Source organism: Aeromonas sp. Y318-3, assembly GCF_027706185.1.
Taxonomy (GTDB): domain Bacteria; phylum Pseudomonadota; class Gammaproteobacteria; order Enterobacterales; family Aeromonadaceae; genus Aeromonas; species Aeromonas veronii.
In genome coordinates, this window is record NZ_JAPDCN010000001.1 from 298,774 (window position 1) to 319,479 (window position 20,706).

Annotated in this window: 17 protein-coding genes; 6 read left to right on the forward strand and 11 right to left on the reverse strand. The window is 59.1% G+C overall.

All coding sequences use genetic code 11. The features are described from left to right. Nucleotides 1-69 precede the first annotated feature (69 nt). Genes OKB77_RS01490 through OKB77_RS01500 form a run of 3 tightly spaced genes read right to left on the reverse strand, consistent with a single transcriptional unit; the run spans nucleotide 70 to nucleotide 3,987 of the window. Nucleotides 70-2,085: a transglutaminase TgpA family protein gene (locus OKB77_RS01490; protein WP_265775701.1), complete on the reverse strand. Its 2,016-nt coding sequence runs from the start codon at nucleotides 2,083-2,085 to the stop codon at nucleotides 70-72. Continuing rightward, a complete protein-coding gene (locus OKB77_RS01495) occupies nucleotides 2,072-3,067 on the reverse strand; it encodes a DUF58 domain-containing protein (protein ID WP_265775700.1) in 996 nt (331 codons plus the stop codon). The genes OKB77_RS01490 and OKB77_RS01495 overlap by 14 nt, the downstream gene beginning before the upstream one ends. Further along, nucleotides 3,067-3,987 carry an AAA family ATPase gene (locus OKB77_RS01500; RefSeq protein ID WP_265775699.1) on the reverse strand — a complete coding sequence of 307 codons (921 nt, stop codon included), beginning with the start codon at nucleotides 3,985-3,987 and terminating at the stop codon, nucleotides 3,067-3,069. The genes OKB77_RS01495 and OKB77_RS01500 overlap by 1 nt, the downstream gene beginning before the upstream one ends. Before the next feature lie 212 nt (nucleotides 3,988-4,199). On the opposite strand from OKB77_RS01500, the gene ampC reads away from it, so the two are divergent. The 4 genes from ampC to dtpB all read left to right on the forward strand — a co-directional run bounded on the left by ampC (nucleotide 4,200) and on the right by dtpB (nucleotide 10,009). Further along, a complete protein-coding gene (gene ampC, locus OKB77_RS01505) occupies nucleotides 4,200-5,348 on the forward strand; it encodes an FOX/MOX family class C beta-lactamase (RefSeq protein ID WP_270816824.1) in 1,149 nt (382 codons plus the stop codon). Between the two features lie 293 nt (nucleotides 5,349-5,641). Beyond that, on the forward strand, nucleotides 5,642-6,814 hold the full coding sequence (locus OKB77_RS01510; RefSeq protein ID WP_265775697.1) for an MFS transporter: 1,173 nt from the start codon (nucleotides 5,642-5,644) through the stop codon (nucleotides 6,812-6,814). 18 nt (nucleotides 6,815-6,832) lie between these two features. Further along, nucleotides 6,833-7,795: an HTH-type transcriptional regulator YidZ gene (gene yidZ / locus OKB77_RS01515; RefSeq protein ID WP_064338536.1), complete on the forward strand. Its 963-nt coding sequence runs from the start codon at nucleotides 6,833-6,835 to the stop codon at nucleotides 7,793-7,795. A gap of 711 nt (nucleotides 7,796-8,506) precedes the next feature. Next, nucleotides 8,507-10,009, forward strand: a complete 1,503-nt coding sequence (gene dtpB / locus OKB77_RS01520) for a dipeptide/tripeptide permease DtpB (RefSeq protein ID WP_265775696.1) — start codon at nucleotides 8,507-8,509, stop codon at nucleotides 10,007-10,009. Between the two features lie 57 nt (nucleotides 10,010-10,066). Here dtpB and ruvX read toward each other — a convergent pair whose 3' ends face one another. The 7 genes from ruvX to metK form a co-directional block, all read right to left on the reverse strand. Continuing rightward, a complete protein-coding gene (gene ruvX, locus OKB77_RS01525; protein ID WP_005343821.1) occupies nucleotides 10,067-10,489 on the reverse strand; it encodes a Holliday junction resolvase RuvX in 423 nt (140 codons plus the stop codon). 43 nt (nucleotides 10,490-10,532) lie between these two features. Next, on the reverse strand, nucleotides 10,533-11,087 hold the full coding sequence (locus OKB77_RS01530; protein ID WP_265775695.1) for a YqgE/AlgH family protein: 555 nt from the start codon (nucleotides 11,085-11,087) through the stop codon (nucleotides 10,533-10,535). A gap of 200 nt (nucleotides 11,088-11,287) precedes the next feature. Then, nucleotides 11,288-12,238, reverse strand: coding sequence for a glutathione synthase (gene gshB, locus OKB77_RS01535; RefSeq protein WP_219263308.1), 951 nt, complete (start codon nucleotides 12,236-12,238; stop codon nucleotides 11,288-11,290). 182 nt (nucleotides 12,239-12,420) lie between these two features. Further along, a complete protein-coding gene (rsmE, locus tag OKB77_RS01540; protein ID WP_265775694.1) occupies nucleotides 12,421-13,152 on the reverse strand; it encodes a 16S rRNA (uracil(1498)-N(3))-methyltransferase in 732 nt (243 codons plus the stop codon). 127 nt (nucleotides 13,153-13,279) lie between these two features. Next, the gene (locus OKB77_RS01545) at nucleotides 13,280-13,984 is read right to left on the reverse strand and encodes an endonuclease (RefSeq protein ID WP_204481195.1); all 705 of its coding nucleotides are present in this window, start codon (nucleotides 13,982-13,984) and stop codon (nucleotides 13,280-13,282) included. A 74-nt stretch (nucleotides 13,985-14,058) separates the two neighbouring features. Then, entirely contained in the window at nucleotides 14,059-14,586 is a 528-nt protein-coding gene (locus tag OKB77_RS01550) for a SprT family zinc-dependent metalloprotease (protein ID WP_258720873.1), read from the reverse strand. Nucleotides 14,587-14,654: 68 nt separating this feature from the next. Continuing rightward, nucleotides 14,655-15,806, reverse strand: a complete 1,152-nt coding sequence (metK, locus tag OKB77_RS01555) for a methionine adenosyltransferase (protein ID WP_005338519.1) — start codon at nucleotides 15,804-15,806, stop codon at nucleotides 14,655-14,657. A 349-nt stretch (nucleotides 15,807-16,155) separates the two neighbouring features. Here metK and tkt point away from each other — a divergent pair, with 349 nt between their 5' ends. Both tkt and OKB77_RS01565 read left to right on the forward strand, forming a co-directional pair. Next, nucleotides 16,156-18,147, forward strand: coding sequence for a transketolase (gene tkt, locus OKB77_RS01560; RefSeq protein WP_270816825.1), 1,992 nt, complete (start codon nucleotides 16,156-16,158; stop codon nucleotides 18,145-18,147). Nucleotides 18,148-18,313: 166 nt separating this feature from the next. Continuing rightward, complete coding sequence (locus tag OKB77_RS01565; protein WP_150390385.1) at nucleotides 18,314-18,976, forward strand: hypothetical protein; 663 nt, start codon at nucleotides 18,314-18,316, stop codon at nucleotides 18,974-18,976. 149 nt (nucleotides 18,977-19,125) lie between these two features. Here the strand turns inward: OKB77_RS01565 and OKB77_RS01570 are convergent, their stop codons facing one another. After that, on the reverse strand, nucleotides 19,126-20,391 hold the full coding sequence (locus OKB77_RS01570; protein WP_199415330.1) for a RidA family protein: 1,266 nt from the start codon (nucleotides 20,389-20,391) through the stop codon (nucleotides 19,126-19,128). Between the last annotated feature and the right edge of the window lie 315 nt (nucleotides 20,392-20,706).

Below are 20,706 nucleotides of genomic sequence, written 5' to 3' on the forward strand. Positions count from 1 at the left end.
GAGTCAGACCTTGAGTCAAATCGCTTGAGCCAAACCTAAGAGGGGGGAGCCAGTGGCTCCCCCCTTCTTTTATGGCGCGCTCTTCGGCTGCTTATCCCAGCGCCGAACGAGCTGTCTGATACGTCGTCGCAACTGGCGCCAGCAGCGCCCTTGTTGCCGGTCGCTGAGGGGGGCATAACGCCAGCGGCGATAGAGCCACGCACTCTTTAACAGAGGGTGGGCAAGGTCGGGGCGCAGCCGCGCCAGTCGCTCGCACCATGCTCCCATGCTCTCGGCTGGCTGGGGTGGGTAGCCACTGCGTTTGCCCCGTTTGAGCAGGGGTTGCCAGATACGCCGCTCTGGCGGCAGGCGGGCGGGCAACAGCAGGGGCATACTCACCAGCAGGGCGACCAGCATCAGGCTGGCGAGGATCAACCAGGGTGTGTGCCCCGCCAGTGCAGGCCAGCGCAGACTGATTTGCTGCCAGAGTTGACCCGCATCGTAACCAATCACCCAGCGACTCCACTGGTAGTCGATATTGTTGCCCCACCAGCGCAGCTGATTGAGCAGAGCCCAGTTGCGATAACGCTGCAAAGCGAGGGGGTCGGCAGCGGTAAACTCGTCGCTCAGAGCCTCCCTCACGCCGCCTTCAATGCGCTCCGGCGCCACTGCCGCCGTGGGGTCGATTCGCTGCCATGTTCCCCCTTCATCGAGATACTCCACCCAGACGTGAGCATCGAACTGGTGTACCGCCAGATAGTTGCCCGTGGGATTCCACTCGCCGCCGAGATAACCGGTGACCAGCCGTGCCGGAATACCGGCAGCGCGCAGCACGAAAGCGGTCGCCATGGCGTAGTGGCCGCAAAAGCCGCGCTTGGTATCGAACAGGAACTCATCCACCCCGTCACTGCCAAGCCGTGGCGGGGTCAGGGTGTAGTAATAGGATTGGCTGCGAAACTGTTCGAGCAGGGCGGCGCCCAGCGTGCTGCGATCCGGATAGCGTGCCGCAAGCTCTTGGCCATAGGCTCGCGCTCTCGGGTTGCCCCCGCCAGGCAGTTGCAGGTTGCGCTGGGCGGCTTGGTGGTCATCCTCGGGCAGCGTTTCGCCACGGCCAATGCGATAGCGGATCGCCACCTCGCCGCTTCCCTGACGATAGAGGGTGTCGAGAGGGGTAAGCAGCACAGGGCCCGCCAGCAGGTGGGGGTCACTCAGGGCGAAAGCCCAGCGGTGGCGCTGGGGCTCGGCAATCACCTCGTAGCTCCCGGCGGGTAACGGGTTATCTGTCAGTTGAGTACTGGCCTGAGAAGAGGATGCCAGAAGGGTGAGCCCGGTCTGCACCGGCACTGTCCGTTGCCACGTTTTGACCTCGGGGCTCAGCAACCAGCGTTGGCCATCGAAAACCTCTTGGCGCATTACCGGAAAGTAGCGCTCGCGGGCTGGGGGTGGGCCATCGGCAAAGGTGACCCGAAACGCCAGTTCGGAGGAGTTGACCAGTTCGCTGATATCGCCGGGGGCCAGCTCTTCCGAGAGCCCCGACAGGGCGCGGCTGGTGGTGGGCATCTGCCAGAGGGGCGGCAGCCTTGGCAGCAGCAAAAACAGAGTGATAAGCAGGGGAAGCGCCAGCAGCAGGGCACCGCCCGCGCTGCGCCATGGCCTTTTCTGTTCGGGGGCGATGGCGGCCACCAGCGCGGTCACTGCCAGCCAGAGCGCTACTGTCATTCCGGCCGTCCAGCCGATGCTCTGTCGCTGCACCAGCGCCAGCGCGATGAGGAAGAAGGCGAGCAGCAGCACCTGCTCGATATCCCGCTCGCGCCGTACCTCGATCATCTTGAGGCTATAGCCGAGCCAGAGCAGATTGATCAGGGCGGGCAGGGTGCCCAAGCCACGCCACTGTAGTCCCAGCAACAGCACAGTGGTGATGGCCAGCAGCGCCAACCCGCGGGCAGGCAGGGGCGGCCAGCCGCGCCACAGCATCATGGCCCGGACGCCGAGGGTAGCGGCGCTTACCGCCACCACCCAGAGCTGCAACTGGGGCCAGAGCGCCGCGACCAGCAGCAGCTGTTGCAGGGCGATGAGTGGCAGCAGGCGGCGGTTATCGAGCAGCATCTGGCGTGCTCTTCGGCGGTGTTGCATCGAATTGGGCCAGTGCCAGCAGGCAGCGCTGCACAAAGGCGGCACCACTATCGGGCCCCAGCGTCTGGCCTGCCAGTGTCAGGGTGAAGGGGATGCCCCGCTTGCCGTAATCGGCGCACCACCAGGCCAGCACCGCCAGCCGCTGCTCCAGATCCCCACCCGCGACCCGCTGTAAGGTGAGGTGGCTGTCATCCTGCTGTGGTTCATTGAACTGCTTGGTCAGCAGGCCGCGCCCCTGGGCAAGTTGCTTCCAGGCGACCCGGCTCAGTGGTTCACCGGCCTGATGTGTCCGCAGAGAGTCAAAGTCACCGAGAGTGGCCGGCGCCGGCTGGCCCTGATTCCCCTCGCTTTCGGTCGCGTGTTCCCCTCTTAGCGCTCCGAACGCCGGTTTGGGGGAGAGCCAGCCCTCCAGTTGCAAGTCCAGCAGGGACCAGCAGCGAAACAGGCCGAGAGGGTAGCGGCTCTCGACCCGCAATCGACCAAGGTGCAGTGGCCCACGGCGCGAGCCCGATACTGGCAGGATAACTGTGCTGGGCACAGCGTCGGCCTGTGCCAGCCAGAGGGTGCCTTCGTTGAGGCTAAACCGGAGCGCCTGCACCGGGCGAGGGCTCTGCACCAAGATACGGATCGGCAGCTGGCTACCCGCTTCCCCCAGCACCAGCGGGCCCCCCAGCAGCTCCAGCCCCAGCAGATTGCGGTGGGTGAGCCACATGGCGGCCATAAACAGGCTGCCGAGGCAGTAGGCCACCAGCAGCACCAGATTGTTCTGGTAATTGGTGCCGAGCAGATAGATGGCGAGCAGCACCAGCAGATAGAGCAGTCCCATGCGGGTGGGGAGGATAAAGAGGCTGCGGGTACCCAGCGTGATCTGGCGGGCCGGGGGAATGCGGCGGTCGAGCCAGCGTCGTTGCCAGCGGGCTCGCCACTGCTGCCAACGGTTTAGCAATTTGCTCATCAGGGATTGTCCGGGTCGACCTTGGCCAGCAGCCGCTGGCTCAGGGGACATGCTTCGCCGTGCTGTACGCCAAAGCTGCCCCGCAGCCGATGCTCGGCCACATAGGGGAAGACTGCCTGCACATCCTCCACCGTGACGAAGCGCCGTCCCGCAACCAGCGCCCAGGCCCGGCTCACCGCCAGCAAGGTCTGGGCTGCACGGGGGGAGAGGGGCTGTGGCAGCTCCCCATCAAAGCGGCTCTGGTGCACCAGCGCCAGCAGGTAGTCGAGGGTGGCATCGGAAACATGGATAGCATCACCTTCCGCTTGCAGGGCAGCCAGCTCGGCGGCATTCAGCATGGCGGGCAAAGGGCCCGTCGGCTGGCTGCCCCGCAGTAGCTGGCGCTCAGCCTCTCGTGGCGGAAAACCCAGCGAGAGTCGCACGGCGAAGCGGTCGAGCTGGGATTCCGGCAGCGGATAGGTGCCCGCCTGATCCGCAGGGTTCTGGGTAGCGATGACGAAAAACGGATCGGGGAGGGAATGTGTATTCCCCTCAATGCTCACCTTGCCCTCGGCCATCGCCTCCAGCAGGGCGCTCTGCACCTTGGGGCTGGCACGGTTGATCTCGTCTGCCAGCAGTACCTGGGTGAAGATGGGGCCGGGGTGAAAGCGAAATGTTTGCTGCTGGGGGTCAAAAATCTGAAGCCCCTGCAGGTCGGCGGGGAGCAGATCGGCGGTGAACTGCATCCGCCGGCATGCAAGCCCCAGCACCTGCGCCAGCGCGTGGGCCAGGGTGGTTTTGCCCATACCGGGCAGATCCTCGATCAGCAGATGACCGCGCGCCAGCAGGGTGACCAGTGCAACCTTGAGCTGCAGCGGTTTACCCAGAATCACCTGTTCCAGCGCTGTCAGCACCGCCGTGATCTGTTCCTGTGATTTCACTACTCCTCCCGCTTTCGGCTTGTCCGTATCTTGCTTCTCTATTTTGGCTCCTACAGCTTATACGCCAGTCGCTCAGGGCGGGCTCAGTACGCCGTAAAACCATAGAAATGGCCCGTTTTTTCAATGACTTCACACCGACTTCACAGTTGTTCACGCTCAGCTCACCAAGCGTCCTTATGATGCACTTTTCAACTCACCACAAGACAGATGTCATGAAACAACCAACAACTCTCTCGCTGCTGACGCTGGGTTCCCTACTGATTTCTTCATTCGCTTCTGCTGCACAGGATGCTCCTCTCACCGCCATCGTGGACGGCGCCATTCAACCCGTGCTCAAGGAGTACCGGATCCCGGGAATGGCGGTTGCCGTACTGAAAGATGGCAAGGCCCACTATTTCAACTATGGCGTTGCCAACCGGGAGAGTGGTCAGCGCGTCAGCGAGCAGACCCTGTTTGCAATCGGCTCGGTCAGCAAGACCCTGACCGCGACCCTCGGTGCCTACGCTGTGCTCAAGGGGGGCTTCAAGCTGGATGACAAGGTGAGCCAGCACGCAGCCTGGCTGAAAGGCTCTGCCTTTGATGGTGTGACCATGGCCGATCTTGCCACCTACAGTGCTGGCGGCTTGCCCCTGCAGTTCCCCGATACGGTCGACTCGGCAGAGAAGATGCAAGCCTACTACCGCCAGTGGACGCCGCTCTTTGCCGCCGGTACCCAGCGGGAGTACTCCAACCCCAGCATAGGTCTGTTCGGCTATCTGGCTGCGAGCTCTCTGGGCCAACCCTTCGAGCAGCTGATGAGCCAGACCCTGTTGCCGGGGCTCGGCCTTGTCCACACCTACCTCAAGGTGCCTGCGGCAGCCATGGGCGATTACGCCTACGGCTATGCCAAAGAGGAGAAACCGATCCGGGTCAATCCGGGAGTGCTGGCTGACGAGGCTTATGGCATCAAGACCAGCTCGGCAGATTTCATCAAGTTTGTCGAGGCCAACATGACCAGGCGCGGTGACGCAACCATGCAGCAGGCCATTGCCATGACTCACACCGGTTTCTTCTCGGTAGGAGGGATGACTCAGGGGCTGGGCTGGGAGAGTTATGCCTATCCCGTCACCGAGCAGGCACTGCTGGTGGGCAACTCGCCTGCGGTGAGCTATAAGGCCAATCCGGTGGAACGCTTTGCTGCGCCCAAAGATATGGGGGAGCCGCGGCTCTACAACAAGACGGGATCGACCAACGGCTTTGGTGCCTATGTTGCCTTTGTCCCGGCCAAGGGGATTGGCATCGTCATGTTGGCCAACCGCAACTATCCCAACGATGCCCGGGTCAAGGCGGCCTACGCCATTTTGAGCAAGCTGGCTGACTAATCACGGGGCAGCGTTTTACCGCAAGCAAGTGCGCCGGGATTGCCCGGCGCACTTTTTATCGCGTTTATTTTTACTCAGCTCACGGTGCTCTTCTGCCCGGCGGCTTGTCCATCAAGTTGCCTTAATCGCACATCGGCAGAAACAATATTTCCAATTTGGAATGTATCGATCGCCATCTCTTCACTAGGTGTGGTGGTAGCCCCCCCCTATAGTGCTCCGCATAGTCACCAGTTTGCCTGCTGTTTGCCGCGCTTTTGGCCGAACAGGGGCCAGATTTTTGCTACGGAGCCTCCATGAGAACTTTTTTGCTGTGTGCCTTCCTGATGATCATCCTCTATCCGGTCGGGATCGATCTCTATCTGGTCGCCGTGCCCCAGATTGCCGATACCCTGCAGGCGAGTGAGGCGCAGATCCATACCGCCTTCTCCATCTATCTGTTCGGCATGGCGGCGACCGTGCTGCTGGGGGGAATGATTGCCGATCGCTACGGGCGGCGCTGGGTGGTGCTCGGGGGCGCGCTGATTTTTTTCCTTGCCTCGCTGGTGGCGGGTAATGCAGAGGGGATAAGTCAGTTCTATTTCGGTCGTTTCTGGCAGGGGGTTGGGGCCGGTGCGCTCTATATCATGACCTTTACCGTGCTGCGGGACGTGCTGTGTCAGGAGCGGCTGGCGATGGCGCTCTCGATGATCAACGGGGTGATCTGCGTGATCCCGGTGCTGGCGCCGGTGCTCGGTTACCTCATCCTGTCACATTTTGATTGGCGCGGGATCTTCGTGGCGATGGCGCTGGTGGCGGCCGTTAGCGGTCTGGTGAACTTGCTTCTGCTCAAGGAGACCCGCCCGGCGCGGCAACCGGGCAGTGGCGCGGCGCTGCCTTTTGCCCTGCTGTGCTCGCCGCGCTTTATGCTGCTCTCCCTGCTGACCAGTGCCAGCGTGACCGCCATTCTGGTCTATGTCAGCGTCTCGCCGCTGATCCTGATGAAGGAGTTTGGCTTCACTACCGAGCAGTACTCCATCGTGATGATGGTGATGGCTGGCGTGAGTATGTCCACCTCCTTCCTGACGCCGTTGCTGTTGCGCTGGCTGGGCAAACAGAAGGTGCTGGCGGTGGCTCATCTCTCCTATCTGCTGGCTGCGTGCTCACTGATCGGCAGCTGGCAGGCGGGGGGCGATATCCATCTGCTGCTGCCGGGGTTTGCGCTGGTCTGTGTCGGCTTCTCCTGTGGCTTCGGGGTGGCGATGGGGGAGGCGCTCGATGGTTGTCAACACAATGTGGCCTTTGCCAGCGCGGTGCTCTGCATCATGCAGATCAGCCTCTCCGGCCTCTATATCTGGCTGCTGGGCCAACTTGGCTTTGCCCCGACCGAAATGCTGATCTGCGCCCTGCTGCTGGCACTGCTCAGTTACCTGGCTGTCAAAGGGCTGTTACCATGGCTCGCGCTTCGTGAAGCGCGGTCGCAGGGCTGATGGAAGATGAGAGGGGATATGCGCAATCTGGGTGAACTCGATTTAAACCTGCTGGTGGTCTTCAAGTACCTGATGCAGGAGCGCAGTGTGGCAGGGGCGGCGAAAAAGCTTTGTGTCACTCCGTCGGCGGTGAGCAAGTCTCTGGCCAAATTGCGGGAGTGGTTTGACGATCCCCTGTTTGTGCGGGTACGGCAGGGGTTGCAGCCCACCAACCTCTCCCTGACCCTGGAGGAGGAGCTGAAGGTCTGGTTCCAGCTCACCGACAGCATCACCTCGCTCAATAGCGAGGCGATCCCCGACGGTGCCCGTTTCACGCTGGTGATGGAGTCCCCCTTCTACATCAGCTTCCTGAGCGATCTGCCCATGACCATCTACCAGAAGTACCCCAACTCGGTAGTCAGGATGCTGGGGTGGGATCACCACTCCCTCAACGACATCGTCAATGGCGATGCGGATCTCGGCTTCTGCGCCCGCGAGACCCATGGCCGCTCCCTGGCCAAGGTCAACCGGTTGCCCTATTACATCGATCACGAGGTGCTGTTCACCGATCGCCCGGTGGTGTTCCTGCGCAAGGATCACCCATTGCTCCAGCAGAAGTGGTCGCTGGAGAATTTTTTGGCCTGCCCCCAGATCAGCATGGTGTGGGAAGCGAACGATACCTGGGCCCTCGACAGTCTGCTGGAGGACGAGGGGCTGAAGCGGGAGGTGCCCATCATGGTTTCCAGCTTCGAGCAGGCGCTGCATATTGCCTCCCAGTCGAGCCACGAGCTGATTGCGGTGGCGCCCTCTTACTGTGGTGGTTATGCCAGTCGGCATCATGGCAATCTGATCGCCATGCCGCTGCCGCTCCCCGAGAAGCTCTACGCCCAGCTGGAGATCGCCTTCATCCTGCTGTGGCACAAACGGCACAATCAGGATGCCAAGGTGATGTGGCTGCGCAACGAGATCCGGCGACTCTACAACGATGAATCGCCACGCTAATGTGGCCGTGACGGTGCCCATCGATCAGCCGGAGCCATCAGCTTCGGCTTTTTGTTGTCGTATCGCCCGGATGAGTGGGCTTTAGCACGACTTAAGTGCCGAGTTCGGGTTCAACTGTGTGCCATTCAACTCTCTTTATGCACAGATTGGCCTTGGTTGCACGTCTCGAGTGAAGCTCTTTTCACGAAAAAAATTCATGTGGTTTCATTAGAAAACTTCGCTGATGGTCACTTTTAAAGTGTGATCGACCATTAAGTTCCTGTATTTGCAGTGATATAGCATGACACCCCTTGGAATGGCGGGGTTAGATAGCGCCTGCGTAGGTGACTGCCAGTAGAGCGCGGAGTGAGCCAACCCCACAGGTCGTCTGTGGCCGTATCATGCCCCGGCTATCTAGCCACCAGCCATGAGTGACGGAGCAGAGGGGAATAAGCATCAAGGTTGATAAACCGGCTTGAGTAAAGGGATGCAGCAAAGGTAGAACCCGGAGCCGGTAACTGTACTGGGAGACGCCACTCACCATCCCCCGATAACCCCTAATTGAAACCGGCTAGATGAAAAAACACCTTTCATCGAACGGGGCGCGTGCACCCGAAAATAGCCAGATTGGCAGGCTGACTGTGCTCCCAGTTATGGCAATGACGGAAGAGAAAATAGTGCGGCAGCCACCACCAGATTAATAAAAATAAATCTCAGCAAAGGCAGGTTGATATGCGTCCAGCAACAGCACCCACAGGGTTGTTACAACAGCCCAAACCCTTCTTTATGATATTTTTCGTCGAACTCTGGGAGCGCTTCGGTTATTACGGCGTGCAGGGGATCCTGGCGGTTTTCTTTGTACAGCAACTGGGATTTTCCCAAGAGCAATCCTTTATTACTTTCGGTGCCTTCTCGGCGTTGGTATATGGCCTGATCTCGGTCGGTGGCTATGTCGGTGACCATATTCTCGGCACCAAGCGCACCATGGTGCTGGGGGCCGTAGTGCTGGTGATAGGCTACTTCATGACCGGTCTGTCGATCTACAATCCCGACCTGATTTTCTATGCGCTGGGCACCATTGCAGTCGGTAACTGCCTGTTCAAGGCCAATCCGGCCAGCCTGCTGTCAAAATGCTACCAGCCAAAAGATCCGCGGCTGGATGGGGCTTTTACCCTGTTCTATATGTCGATCAATATTGGCTCCCTTATTTCCCTCTCACTGGCGCCGGTGATTGCCGATCATTACGGCTATACCGTGACCTATAACCTGTGCGGGGTAGGGCTGATTATTGCGCTGCTTACCTTCTTTGCCTGCCGCAATATGGTCAAGGATATTGGCTCCGAGCCGGATCACCTGCCACTCGATTACAGCAAGCTGCTGCTGGTTATATTGGGCTCGGTAGCCATGGTCTTCTTCTGCGCCTGGCTGATGCACCACGTGGTGATCGCCAACATGGTGCTGATGACGGTAACCATCGCCGTGGTGATCTTCTTCTTTCGCGAGGCGTTCAGGCTCGATACCGTGGGCCGCAACAAGATGTATGTGGCCTTCGTGCTGATGCTGGAGGCGGTGCTCTTCTACGTGCTGTATGCCCAGATGCCGACGTCTCTGAACTTCTTTGCCATCAACAATATGCACCACGAGATGCTGGGCATGAGCGTCAACCCCATCAGCTTCCAGGCGCTCAACCCCTTTTGGGTGGTGGTGGGTAGCCCGGTACTCGCGATGATCTATACCCGGATGGGCAGCAAGGGGCGGGATCTCACCATGCCGCTCAAGTTCACCCTCGGGATGTTCTTCTGCTCGCTGGGCTTTCTGACGGCGGCGGCATCCGGCTGGTGGTTTGCCGATGAGCAGGGGCTTACCTCCCCCTGGTTTATGGTGCTTATCTATCTGTTCCAGAGTCTGGGTGAGCTGATGATCAGCGCCCTGGGGCTGGCGATGGTCGCTGCGCTGGTGCCGCAACGCCTGATGGGCTTCATTCTCGGAATGTGGTTCCTGACTCAAGCGATGGCGTCCCTGCTGGGTGGCTATGTGGCGACTTTTACCGCTGTGCCGCAAGGGATGACGGATCCGCTGCAAACCTTGCCGATCTACACCGGCGTGTTTGGCAAGATCGGGATGGCGACCCTGCTGATTGCGGTAGTGATGGGGCTGATGGTGCCCTGGCTGAACCGGATGATGAATGCGAGCCCCGAGGCCGAAGGGCTGGTAGCGGGACAATCACAGGCGTAATGAGGTGATTGTGCGAGACAAGGCAAGGGCTGCGACCCTTGCCTTGCTGTTGATGACTTAGTTGTACTGCTCTTCCATCCAGGCTTCGACGATCAGCTGCGCCGATACCCCGTCCACACTGCCTTTCTCCAGCGCGCGATAGCCGCCTCGCTCAAACAGGCGGGCGCGGGCATCTGTGGTGGTGAGTCGCTCATCCTTGAACTCCACCGGCTTGCCGAAACGGCCATGCAGCCGGTTGCCGAATTTGCGGGCCCGTACCGTGATCTCCTGATCGGTGCCATCCATGTTCAGCGGCAGACCGACCACTAGCAGGTCCGGTTGCCACTCCTTGAGCAGCTTCTCAATCTCGTCCCAGTTGGGGATGCCGTCGTTGGCCTTGAGGGCGCGCAGAGGCTGGGCTGTGCCAGTCAGCTCCTGACCGATGGCGACGCCAATGCTCTTGGTGCCATAGTCAAAGCCCATGATGCTGCGTGATGACATAACTGATAAATCCTCGAAATAGAGAGCGGAGCGGGCCAGCCGATCAGCTGTGGCCGATGTCGCTGGAGAGGTGAACCGGGTTCACCCCTATGCTGACGGCGGCTTGCTGCCAACGTTTGTGAATGGGGGTCTTGAACACCAGAGCCGGATTGGGGGGGATCACCAGCCAGGCGCCGTCCACCAGCTCCTGCTCCAGCTGCCCGGCGCTCCAGCCGGCATAGCCAAGGGCCACCAGCCAATGGGCAGGAGCCTCGCTCGTACCCAGGGTTTCCAGAATATCCTTGGAGGTGGTCACCATCATCTCATCCCCCACCTGCAGGGTGGAGTTGAAACCGGGGCGGAAGCTGTGCAGCACGAAGCCGCGATCGGCGTGAACCGGCCCCCCTTGCAGCACCGGCTGCTTGAGTTCCGGGTTGTTGGGCGGATTGAGCTGGAGCTGGGTCAGCATGGTTTCCAGCGACATCTCCACCGGAATGTTGACGACCAGTCCCATGGCGCCCTCTTCGTTGTGCTCGCACAGATAGACCAGCGAGCGCTCGAAATAGGGATCCGTCAGGCTTGGCATGGCAAGCAGGAAGTGATTTTGCAGTGTTTGCATAGAGGCCAAATAGTGCAAAGGTATTTGAGGTCAATTATGGCAGTTGATCCCCATGGGAAAAACCGCTTTTTGGGCTGGGCGAGATCCCGCCCCTTTCCGGATTGCCTTGAAACAGAGAGGGTGGCGCTGGGCCACCCTCTCTGTTTCCGGGCTTGTCGGGGGCGGTTACCCCTGAACAGGCCGGTTAGCCTGCCAGGTGATTACTGGGCCAGCCGACGCTCGATGGCATCCATCAGCATGCCGGTGATGTGTACATCGAAGGCCGCTTCAATCTCGCGAATGCAGGTCGGGCTGGTGACGTTAATCTCGGTCAGGCGATCGCCGATGATATCGAGGCCAACGAAGATAAGCCCTTTCTCTTTCAACGTCGGGCCCACCGCGCGGGCAATAGCCCAGTCAGCTTCGCTCAGGGGACGGGCTTCACCACGGCCACCGGCCGCCAGATTGCCACGGGTCTCACCTTGCGCCGGAATGCGCGCGAGGCAGTAAGGCACCGGTTCACCGTCCACCACCAGTACCCGCTTGTCGCCATCCTTGATGGCGGGCAGATAGGTCTGCGCCATGCAGTACTGGCTGCCGTGGGCGGTCAGGGTCTCGATAATCACGCCGACGTTGGCGTCATCTTCCTTCATGCGGAAGATGGAGGCGCCGCCCATGCCATCCAAGGGCTTCAAGATCACGTCTTTGTGCTGGGCGTGGAAGGCGCGCAGCTTGTCGGCGCGGCGAGTCACCAGCGTGGTCGGGGTGTGCTCGGCAAACCAGGCGGTGTAGAGCTTCTCGTTGGCATCGCGCAGGCTCTGCGGCTTGTTGACGATGAGGCAACCCTCATCCTCGGCCCGCTCCAGCATGTAGGTGGCGTAGATAAATTCGGTGTCGAACGGCGGATCCTTGCGCATCAGGATCACATCGAGGTTGGAGAGGGGCTGATCCACCACCTCGCCCAGCGTGTACCAGTCGGCATAGTCATATTTGACGGTGAGCGGGCGCATGGTGCCAAAGGCGCGACCAGCTTCCATGTAGAGATCCTTCATCTCCAGATAGAAGAGCTCATAGCCGCGCTTTTGCGCCTCTTCGAGCATGGCAAAGCTGGAATCTTTCTTGATGTTGATGGCCGAGATGGGGTCCATCACGATGCCGAGTTTAATGGTCATCCGAATATCCTTCTTGTGGCTCGATTGCGAGTGAGATTCTTAAAACCTGTTCAAAGTCTGTCGCGAGAGGTCGTCAGCAAGGTAAAGAGCAGCGCAGGAACCGGAGCGTATAGACATACGTGAGGATTCCGAGCAGCGCATGAGCCTTGATCACGACCTCGCAGTAAGACATTGGACTGGTTTCAAGCTAGATCGCCAAAGCGGCACTGCAGCGCAGTAATCGCGGTCAGGGCGGCGGTTTCGGTGCGCAGCACCCGCGGCCCCAGCAGCATCTCTTTGAAATCTTCCTGCACGGTACGGGCGATCTCGTCGCTCGACAAGCCCCCTTCCGGGCCAATCAGCAGGCGTACCCCATGCTCGGGAACGGGCAGGGTATTGATGCTGAACTCGGCGCGCGGGTGCAGGTTGAGCTTGAGCTCCTTGGTCTCTTCTGCCAGCCAGGCGTCCAGCTCCATCGGCATGCGCACCTCTGGCACCACGTTGCGGCCGCACTGTTCGCAGGCGCTGATCACCACCTTTTGCCACTGCTCGCGCTTCTTCTCCAGTCGATCGGCTGGCAGCTTGACGCCGCAGCGCTCGGAGAAGAGCGGAGTGATGCAGGTGACGCCCAGCTCCACCGATTTCTGGATGGTGAAGTCCATCTTGTCGCCGCGGCTGATTACTTGACCGAGGTGGATGGCCAGCGGTGACTCCACCGACTGGACGTCGCAGCGGTCGATGGTCACTTCCACCGACTTTTTGCCGACGCTGGCGATGGTGGCGGGATATTGATTGCCATCGCCGTTGAACAGCTCGAGCTGCTGGCCCGGCTGCATGCGCAGTACCCGGCCGATATGGTTGGCGCCGTCTTCCGACAGGGCGATGGTCTGGCCAACTTGCAGGGTGGCCGGTTCATAGATACGTGGAATGCGCATGGCTGCTTGTCAGTCTCTTGCTTGGAAACCCTTCATATCCTGCTGCGAGGCGGCGAGCAAGGCTCACGCGGCAGTGGGGAAGGGCTTCATGATTAGGAGGGGTGATCCCCTCCCTGGTCAAATGGGGTTATTGGCACTGCTTTTCAATAAAGGGATTGGTATTGCCCTGCAGCTTGCCGATGCGGCGGTTGCGCTCGCACTCCCAGCCCTCTGCCGGGTACTGGCGATCCCAAGCTTCGAACAGTTTACGCTGTTGCGCTGCCAGACGCAGCCCATACTGCTGGCTCATGTAGAGGTAGGCGCGGGCGATCTGACCCCGTACCGGCCCCTTGGGCGGCTGCACCCGACGATCCTTGAAATCCACCAGCATCTGGCACTGGCCGTACTGATCCGGCTTGCCGTTCCAGTCGGAGAAGCGGTAGTTGGCCCGATCGCCGTTCACCTCGCCAATGGCGGGGAAGAGGTTGTGCATGTCCCCCTCCATCTTGTTGAACTCGGGGCTCGCTTTTTCGCAATTCTTGCGACCGCCATTTTGCCAGCACTGCAGCTGGTGGCCGAACTCCCAGGCAGGGACTACGTGTTCCCACTCGATGCGCGCTGCGCGCTTGGCCTGCTTGCGTGGTTCATAGCCGCAACTGGCGAGATCCGGGCTCATCTTCTTGCCCTGATAGTCGATGTCACAGCCGCAGTAGAAGGTGGTGACCGCAGGCTGACTGCGATAGAGCTTCACCAGATCCTGCTTGGCTTCGCGAAAGGTCTGGGCGTGCAGGGGGGCGCTGAGCAGCGGTAAACCGGCCAGCAGGGTCAGGGCGAGGGAGGAGATGAAACGCATGGGATTCCTTGCAAAACAGGGTGATTGACGAACGATGGCGGGCACCCTACCACAGGGGCGCGACACAAGCTGGCTTACTGCTCTGGCTCCGGCCGTTCCCGTTCCAGCGGTTGCTTGCAGCGGCGGCAGTGATAGCGGGCCTCGCCACGCACCACCTTGTTGTGACGGCGAATAGAGAGCTGATGCTGCTGGCAGAGGCAGCGATAGGGCACGGTGCGCTGGGCCAAAACCGCCAGATCGAAGCTGTGGGTGGTTCTGGGCTCAAGGCCGAATACCTCCCGCATCACCGATTGCCACTGGCGGCCGTGGGGTAGCACCCGGTTTTTGCCGCGCCCTTCTCCCCACAGGGCATAAACCAGCAGATGGGCCACCTCGTGGGGCACCACCTCATCCAGAAACGCCTGCTGGTTGGCCTGATAGAGGGCAGGGTTGAAGCGCAGCTCCCAGGTTTGCAGCCGCGCCGATCCCGCCGCCCGGCCCCGCATGTTGCAGTAGATCCGCGGGCGGGGGAAGGTGCGGCCAAGGCGCGCCTCGGCCTGCACAAAGCAGGCTTCTACGCGTTGTTGCAGCAGGGCGACAAGCTGGGAAGGGGTGGTAGACATCAACATCTCGTCAGATAGCGGATAAGCAAAAGGGGAGCCAGGCTCCCCTTTTATCACAACAGCGAGCCTTACAGGCCAGCGGCAGAACGCAGCAGTTCGGCCTTGTCGGTCTGCTCCCACGGGAACTCGTCGCGACCGAAGTGACCGTAGGCAGCGGTAGCCTGGTAGATCGGGCGCTTCAGATCCAGCATTTCGATCAGACCATACGGGCGCAGTTCGAAGTGCTCGCGCACCAGCTTGACCAGCAGCTCCTCGGCGACCTTGGCAGTACCGAAGGTTTCAACGCTGATGGAGGTCGGCTCGGCCACGCCGATGGCGTAGGAGATCTGGATTTCACAGCGATCGGCCAGACCGGCGGCAACGATGTTCTTGGCAACGTAGCGGGCGGCGTAGGCAGCGGAGCGGTCAACCTTGGACGGATCCTTACCGGAGAAGGCGCCACCACCGTGACGGGCCATGCCGCCGTAGGTGTCGACGATGATCTTGCGACCGGTCAGACCGCAGTCACCCATCGGGCCGCCGATAACGAAACGGCCGGTGGGGTTGATGAAGTATTTGGTGTCCTTGTTGACCCACTCGGCCGGCAGCACCGGCTTGATGATCTCTTCGCGTACTGCTTCAACCAGATCCTTGTGGCTGATGGATTCGGCGTGCTGGGTAGACAGCACAACGGCATCCACACCGATGATCTTGCCTGCGTCGTCGTAGGCGAAGGTCAGCTGGCTCTTGGCATCCGGACGCAGCCACGGCAGGGTGCCGTTCTTGCGCACTTCAGCCTGACGCTTCACCAGCAGGTGAGAGTAGGTGATGGGGGCCGGCATCAGCACGTCGGTTTCGTTGGTGGCGTAGCCGAACATCAGGCCCTGATCGCCAGCGCCCTGCTCCAGCGGATCGCTGCGGTCAACACCCTGATTGATATCAGGGGACTGCTTGCCGATGGCGTTCAGCACGGCGCAGGAGTCAGCATCGAAGCCCATGTCGGAGTGGGTGTAGCCGATTTCACGTACGGTATCACGCACGATCTCTTCGATATCAACCCAGGCAGAGGTGGTTACTTCGCCGGCCACCATGACCATACCGGTCTTGACCAGGGTCTCGCAGGCAACGCGTGCCTTGGTATCTTGCTTGAGGATGGCGTCCAGTACCGCATCGGAGATCTGGTCCGCAATCTTGTCGGGATGGCCTTCGGAGACCGACTCGGAAGTAAACAGCTTTGCCATGATAAGAGTCTCAGCTTGTCTGGGTTATCGCCACGGCAATAACCGGATGAATGGGATGGTGTAGAGGTATCTACATCTGGACGTCTATTTTAATTAGCGCCCCCCCCGATTGCCAGCACTATTTTGTCGCGCAGTGTCCAATGGGTCACAAGCGGTGCTCTCCTATCCCGAAAGGGATGGAAATCAAACGTTTTTCTCTGGTTGCTTTGGTCAATAGAGGGCAAGAAAAGCGATTGTCCTCCCAAAGCCACTTTATTCATCCAGATAATATTTGCACGCCGCGCGCCCTGCTGGGACAATAACGCGCCTTAATCTTGGCCATCAAATGAAGCAATCGCAGGAGATTCAGATGCCTTCTCGTAAAGAGCTTGCCAATGCCATTCGTGCATTGAGTATGGATGCCGTTCAAAAAGCCAACTCCGGTCACCCGGGCGCCCCCATGGGAATGGCGGATATCGCCGAAGTGCTGTGGCGTAGCCACCTCAGACATAACCCGAACAACCCCAAGTGGGCCGACCGCGACCGTTTCATTCTCTCCAACGGCCACGGCTCCATGCTGCTGTACTCCCTGCTGCACCTCTCCGGTTATGACCTCTCCATCGACGATCTGAAAAACTTCCGCCAACTGCACTCTCGCACCCCGGGTCACCCGGAGTACGGCTATGCTCCGGGCGTGGAAACCACCACTGGCCCGCTGGGTCAGGGCATCACCAACGCCGTTGGTATGGCGATCGCCGAGAAAGCCATGGCTGAGCAGTTCAACCAGCCGGGCCACGACATCGTTGACCACTACACCTACGCCTTTATGGGCGACGGCTGCCTGATGGAAGGTATCTCCCACGAAGCGTGCTCCCTGGCAGGTACCCTGCAACTGGGCAAACTGATCGCGTTCTGGGATGACAACGGTATCTCCATCGACGGTCACGTAGAAGGCTGGTTCACCGACGACACCGTCAAGCGTTTTGAAGCCTACGGCTGGCACGTTATCCCGGCTGTTGACGGTCACAGCCCGGAAGCCATCAATGCCGCCATCGAAGCCGCCAAGGCCGAGACCGGCAAGCCGACTCTGATCTGCTGCCGCACTATCATCGGTTACGGCTCCCCGAACAAATCCGGTTCTCACGACTGCCACGGTTCACCGCTCGGCAACGACGAGATCGCCGCTGCTCGCGCATTCCTGAAGTGGGACCACGCGCCGTTCGTTATCCCGGCTGATATCGCTGCCGAGTGGAACGCTCAGGAGAAGGGCGCTGCACTGGAAGCCGACTGGGCTGCCAAGTTCGCTGCCTATGAAGCCGCTCACCCGACTCTGGCTGCCGAATTCAAGCGCCGTACCGCTGGCGAACTGCCGGCCAACTGGGCTGCCGAATCCGCCAAGATCATCGAAACCCTGCAAGCCAACCCGGCCAAGATCGCAACCCGTAAAGCGTCCCAGAACTCTCTGGAAGCCTTCGGCAAGCTGCTGCCGGAGTTCATGGGCGGCTCCGCCGACCTGGCTCCGTCCAACCTGACCATGTGGTCCGGCTCCAAGTCCCTGACCAACGACGATGCCTCCGGCAACTACATCCACTACGGTGTACGCGAGTTCGGCATGTCCGCCATCATGAACGGTATTGCCCTGCACGGTGGTTTCATCCCCTACGGCGCTACCTTCCTGATGTTTATGGAGTACGCCCGCAACGCCCTGCGCATGGCCGCCCTGATGAAGCAGCGTGCCATCTTCGTTTACACCCACGACTCCATCGGTCTGGGTGAAGATGGCCCGACTCACCAGCCGGTTGAGCAGATCGCCTCCCTGCGTCTGACTCCGAACATGAGCACCTGGCGTCCGTGTGACCAGGTTGAATCTGCCATCGCCTGGAAACACGCCATCGAGCGTACTGACGGCCCGACCTCTCTGATCTTCTCTCGTCAGAACCTGGCCCAGATGGACCGTACTGCCCAGCAGCTGGCCGACACCGCCAAGGGTGGCTACGTGCTGAAGGATTGCGCCGGTACTCCGGAGCTGATCCTGATCGCCACCGGTTCCGAAGTGGAACTGGCCGTTGCTGCCTATGAGCAGCTGACTGCCAAGGGCCGTGCCGTGCGCGTGGTCTCTCTGCCGTCTACCGACCTGTTCGACGCCCAGTCTGCCGAGTACAAAGAGTCCGTCCTGCCGTCCTCCGTCACCAAGCGCGTAGCCATCGAAGCCGGCATCGCTGACTACTGGTACAAGTACGTCGGTTTCGGCGGCAAGATCATCGGTATGACCACCTTCGGTGAGTCTGCCCCGGCCGAGCTGCTGTTCAAGGAATTCGGCTTTACCGTGGAAAACGTGGTTGCGACCGCTGAATCCCTGTAATAGCTAATTGCTGTGTATAGAACTGAAAAGCGCCTCCTTCGGGAGGCGCTTTTTTATTACTATAATTAAATCTATTGTTTAGTTTGGCCGATTTCCCTAAGCCTTAATTACAATTTCGTAGTTAAATATATATAGCGCGATATTATTATTTCCTTGGAGTGTGACAATGATTGATGGAATAACGTTGACAGCATCTGGAGTTTTTACATTATTAGTGAATGTTATTGGTGTGTTTTGGTTAAAGGAGCGACTAAAACAATCAATTAGTCACGAATACGATAAGAAGTTAGAAGCATTCAGAAATGAAATGCAATCAAAATTACAGCATGAGCAGCAAGTGTTCAACTTAGGCGCAATGTCCCACATGGCGGGCACCGTTTTTGATAAACATGTGCAATTCTCGGAATTGTACATAGAGAAAGTTATGGAAACTTTCTATTACTTAAGAACAAATAGAGATAGCGAGAAGGCTTTAGGCTTTGCTGGTGATTTAACAAAGTTGAGGTTCAAATTTTCAGCTTGGCTCACGAATGATATTGATGGGCAGCTTATTAAGTTCGAAGATAAGCTAAGAACTTTAGGCGCTAATAGTGAATACATCAACTTTCCAAAAGGCCAAGGCACAAATCAAGAACATCGTGATCAGGCAGCAAGAGAACTTCTTGAGATATTGTCTGCATTTACCTCTTGGAAAGAGCCTTCAATTTCTCACCCTGAAGTACAGCTTAGTTACATACAAAATTCACTTCGAGATGTGCTTGGAGTAAATAAGTTGGTTAACATAAGGGAAATGATAGTGGAAAATGCTAACAAGCAGTTAAAAAGATGAAGGGTTCGATATGAAAATAGCCTGTAGGTTCGATTAGCGAAGCGTAATCGGACGTTCGCGTTCTTTATATCGATGTCATAAAAATAATATCCCTCCCTGTTACCAAAAGAGACCGGCATATAGCCGGTCTCTTTTTTATTTCCGCAACCTTACACCTGCGGCGGGGTGCTTTCGGCGTTGGACATCACCGCATCGATTTGTACCAGAGCACCGGCGGGCAGCTCACTGACCCCGATTACGGTGCGGGCAGGCAGGTAGCCCGGGAAGTATTTGGTGTAGACGGCGTTGACCGCATCCAGATCCGCGATATTGCCGAGCTGGATATTGACCTTGACGATATCGTCCATCACATGGCCGATGCTCTCCACAATTGCCTTGATATTGCTCAGGCACTGGGCGGTCTGCTCCTTGATGCAGCCAGCCAGGATCTTGCCGGTGGCGGGGTCAATCGGCAGCTGCGCAGAAAGATGGTTGTAGTGGGAGAAGGCGACGGTCTGGGTGTGCAAGGGGCTGCGCGGTGCCTTGTCGGTATTGCGGGCACGGATCACCAGATTGTGACGGTCTTCCACCAGTTGTGGCGGGGTGCCGTCACCGTGGGAGATGACCGCATCCATCTGCACTCGTGCCCCCATGGGCAGGGCGGCCGCACTGACCACAGAGCGGGCGGGCAGATAGGCCACGGCGCGGGCAATGGCGGAGTCGGGGAAGAAGGTAGTGTAGACCTCGTTGACGGCCTCCAGATCGGCCAGATCGGTCAGATAGACGGTCACCTTGACGATATCGTCAAACGGCACGTCGATGCTCTCCAGCACCGCCTTGATATTGCGCAGGCACTGGCCCGCCTGCTCCGTGATGCCACCGGCAACCAGCTGGCCAGAGACTGCATCGACCGGCAGCTGGGCGCCGATATTGTTGTAGTGGGAGAACGCCACGGTATGGGTGGAGAACGGATTGTGCGGCGCCTTGTCGCTATTGCGGGCCAGTTTAACCAGCGGGCAAGGGTCTTGCGGGAAGGTACCTTCGCCGTTGGAGATGATGGCATCGATCTGCACCAGTGCGCCCAGCGGCAGGGCGGCGACGGCGAGGGTGGTGCGGGTCGGCAGATAGCCCGGGAAGAATTCGCGATAGACGGCGTTGACCGCTTCCAGATCCGCCATCTCTTTGAGGAAAATGGTCGCTTTGACCATATCGTCCATCACATGGCCGATGCTCTCGATGATCGCCTTGAGGTTGCTCAGGCACTGTCTGGCCTGCGCGGTGACATCGCCACTCACCATCTTGCCGGTGGCGGGATCGACCGGCAACTGGGCCGAGATATTGTTGTAATGAGAAAACGCTACCGTTTGGGTGCAGGGGCCCAGATCCTGGGGTGCATGGGGGGTATTTCTTGCCGACTTGATGATGGTACCACTCATAGATATGCCTCTTTTTAATATTTGTTGTTCATTCAGGTACAGGTTTACCCCATCTTGTTGTGCGCCATGGCCACTGCGCCAGCGGCGGCATCCCCGGTTATTATTTGTGTTCCACTCAATCGCTGAGAGGAATGAGGAATAAGGGCGAAGAGGACAGGGTAGATATTTCAGACGCTGCGATTCTATGAGTGGCTATCAGGGGTTGCAAACCGCTGATTGCATTTCTATGAGATGGCTCAATGGGTGCAAATTTAAGCATATTGCTATTCAATTCACCCGAAATTGCAGCCAATTCGTGCGCAAATGGTGCCGAAC

Excerpts from the sequence above, each read along its gene's own strand:
- rsmE (WP_265775694.1), bottom strand. The coding sequence starts at position 13,152 with ATGCGCATTCCACGTATCTATGAACCGGCCACCCTGCAAGTTGGCCAG.
- OKB77_RS01530 (WP_265775695.1), bottom strand. The coding sequence starts at position 11,087 with ATGCAAACACTGCAAAATCACTTCCTGCTTGCCATGCCAAGCCTGACG.
- gshB (WP_219263308.1), bottom strand. The coding sequence starts at position 12,238 with ATGACCATTAAACTCGGCATCGTGATGGACCCCATCTCGGCCATCAAC.
- dtpB (WP_265775696.1), top strand. The coding sequence starts at position 8,507 with ATGCGTCCAGCAACAGCACCCACAGGGTTGTTACAACAGCCCAAACCC.
- OKB77_RS01545 (WP_204481195.1), bottom strand. The coding sequence starts at position 13,984 with ATGCGTTTCATCTCCTCCCTCGCCCTGACCCTGCTGGCCGGTTTACCG.
- OKB77_RS01565 (WP_150390385.1), top strand. The coding sequence starts at position 18,314 with ATGATTGATGGAATAACGTTGACAGCATCTGGAGTTTTTACATTATTA.
- OKB77_RS01495 (WP_265775700.1), bottom strand. The coding sequence starts at position 3,067 with ATGAGCAAATTGCTAAACCGTTGGCAGCAGTGGCGAGCCCGCTGGCAA.
- metK (WP_005338519.1), bottom strand. The coding sequence starts at position 15,806 with ATGGCAAAGCTGTTTACTTCCGAGTCGGTCTCCGAAGGCCATCCCGAC.
- OKB77_RS01510 (WP_265775697.1), top strand. The coding sequence starts at position 5,642 with ATGAGAACTTTTTTGCTGTGTGCCTTCCTGATGATCATCCTCTATCCG.
- OKB77_RS01570 (WP_199415330.1), bottom strand. The coding sequence starts at position 20,391 with ATGAGTGGTACCATCATCAAGTCGGCAAGAAATACCCCCCATGCACCC.
- ampC (WP_270816824.1), top strand. The coding sequence starts at position 4,200 with ATGAAACAACCAACAACTCTCTCGCTGCTGACGCTGGGTTCCCTACTG.
- tkt (WP_270816825.1), top strand. The coding sequence starts at position 16,156 with ATGCCTTCTCGTAAAGAGCTTGCCAATGCCATTCGTGCATTGAGTATG.
- OKB77_RS01490 (WP_265775701.1), bottom strand. The coding sequence starts at position 2,085 with ATGCTGCTCGATAACCGCCGCCTGCTGCCACTCATCGCCCTGCAACAG.
- yidZ (WP_064338536.1), top strand. The coding sequence starts at position 6,833 with ATGCGCAATCTGGGTGAACTCGATTTAAACCTGCTGGTGGTCTTCAAG.
- ruvX (WP_005343821.1), bottom strand. The coding sequence starts at position 10,489 with ATGTCATCACGCAGCATCATGGGCTTTGACTATGGCACCAAGAGCATT.
- OKB77_RS01550 (WP_258720873.1), bottom strand. The coding sequence starts at position 14,586 with ATGTCTACCACCCCTTCCCAGCTTGTCGCCCTGCTGCAACAACGCGTA.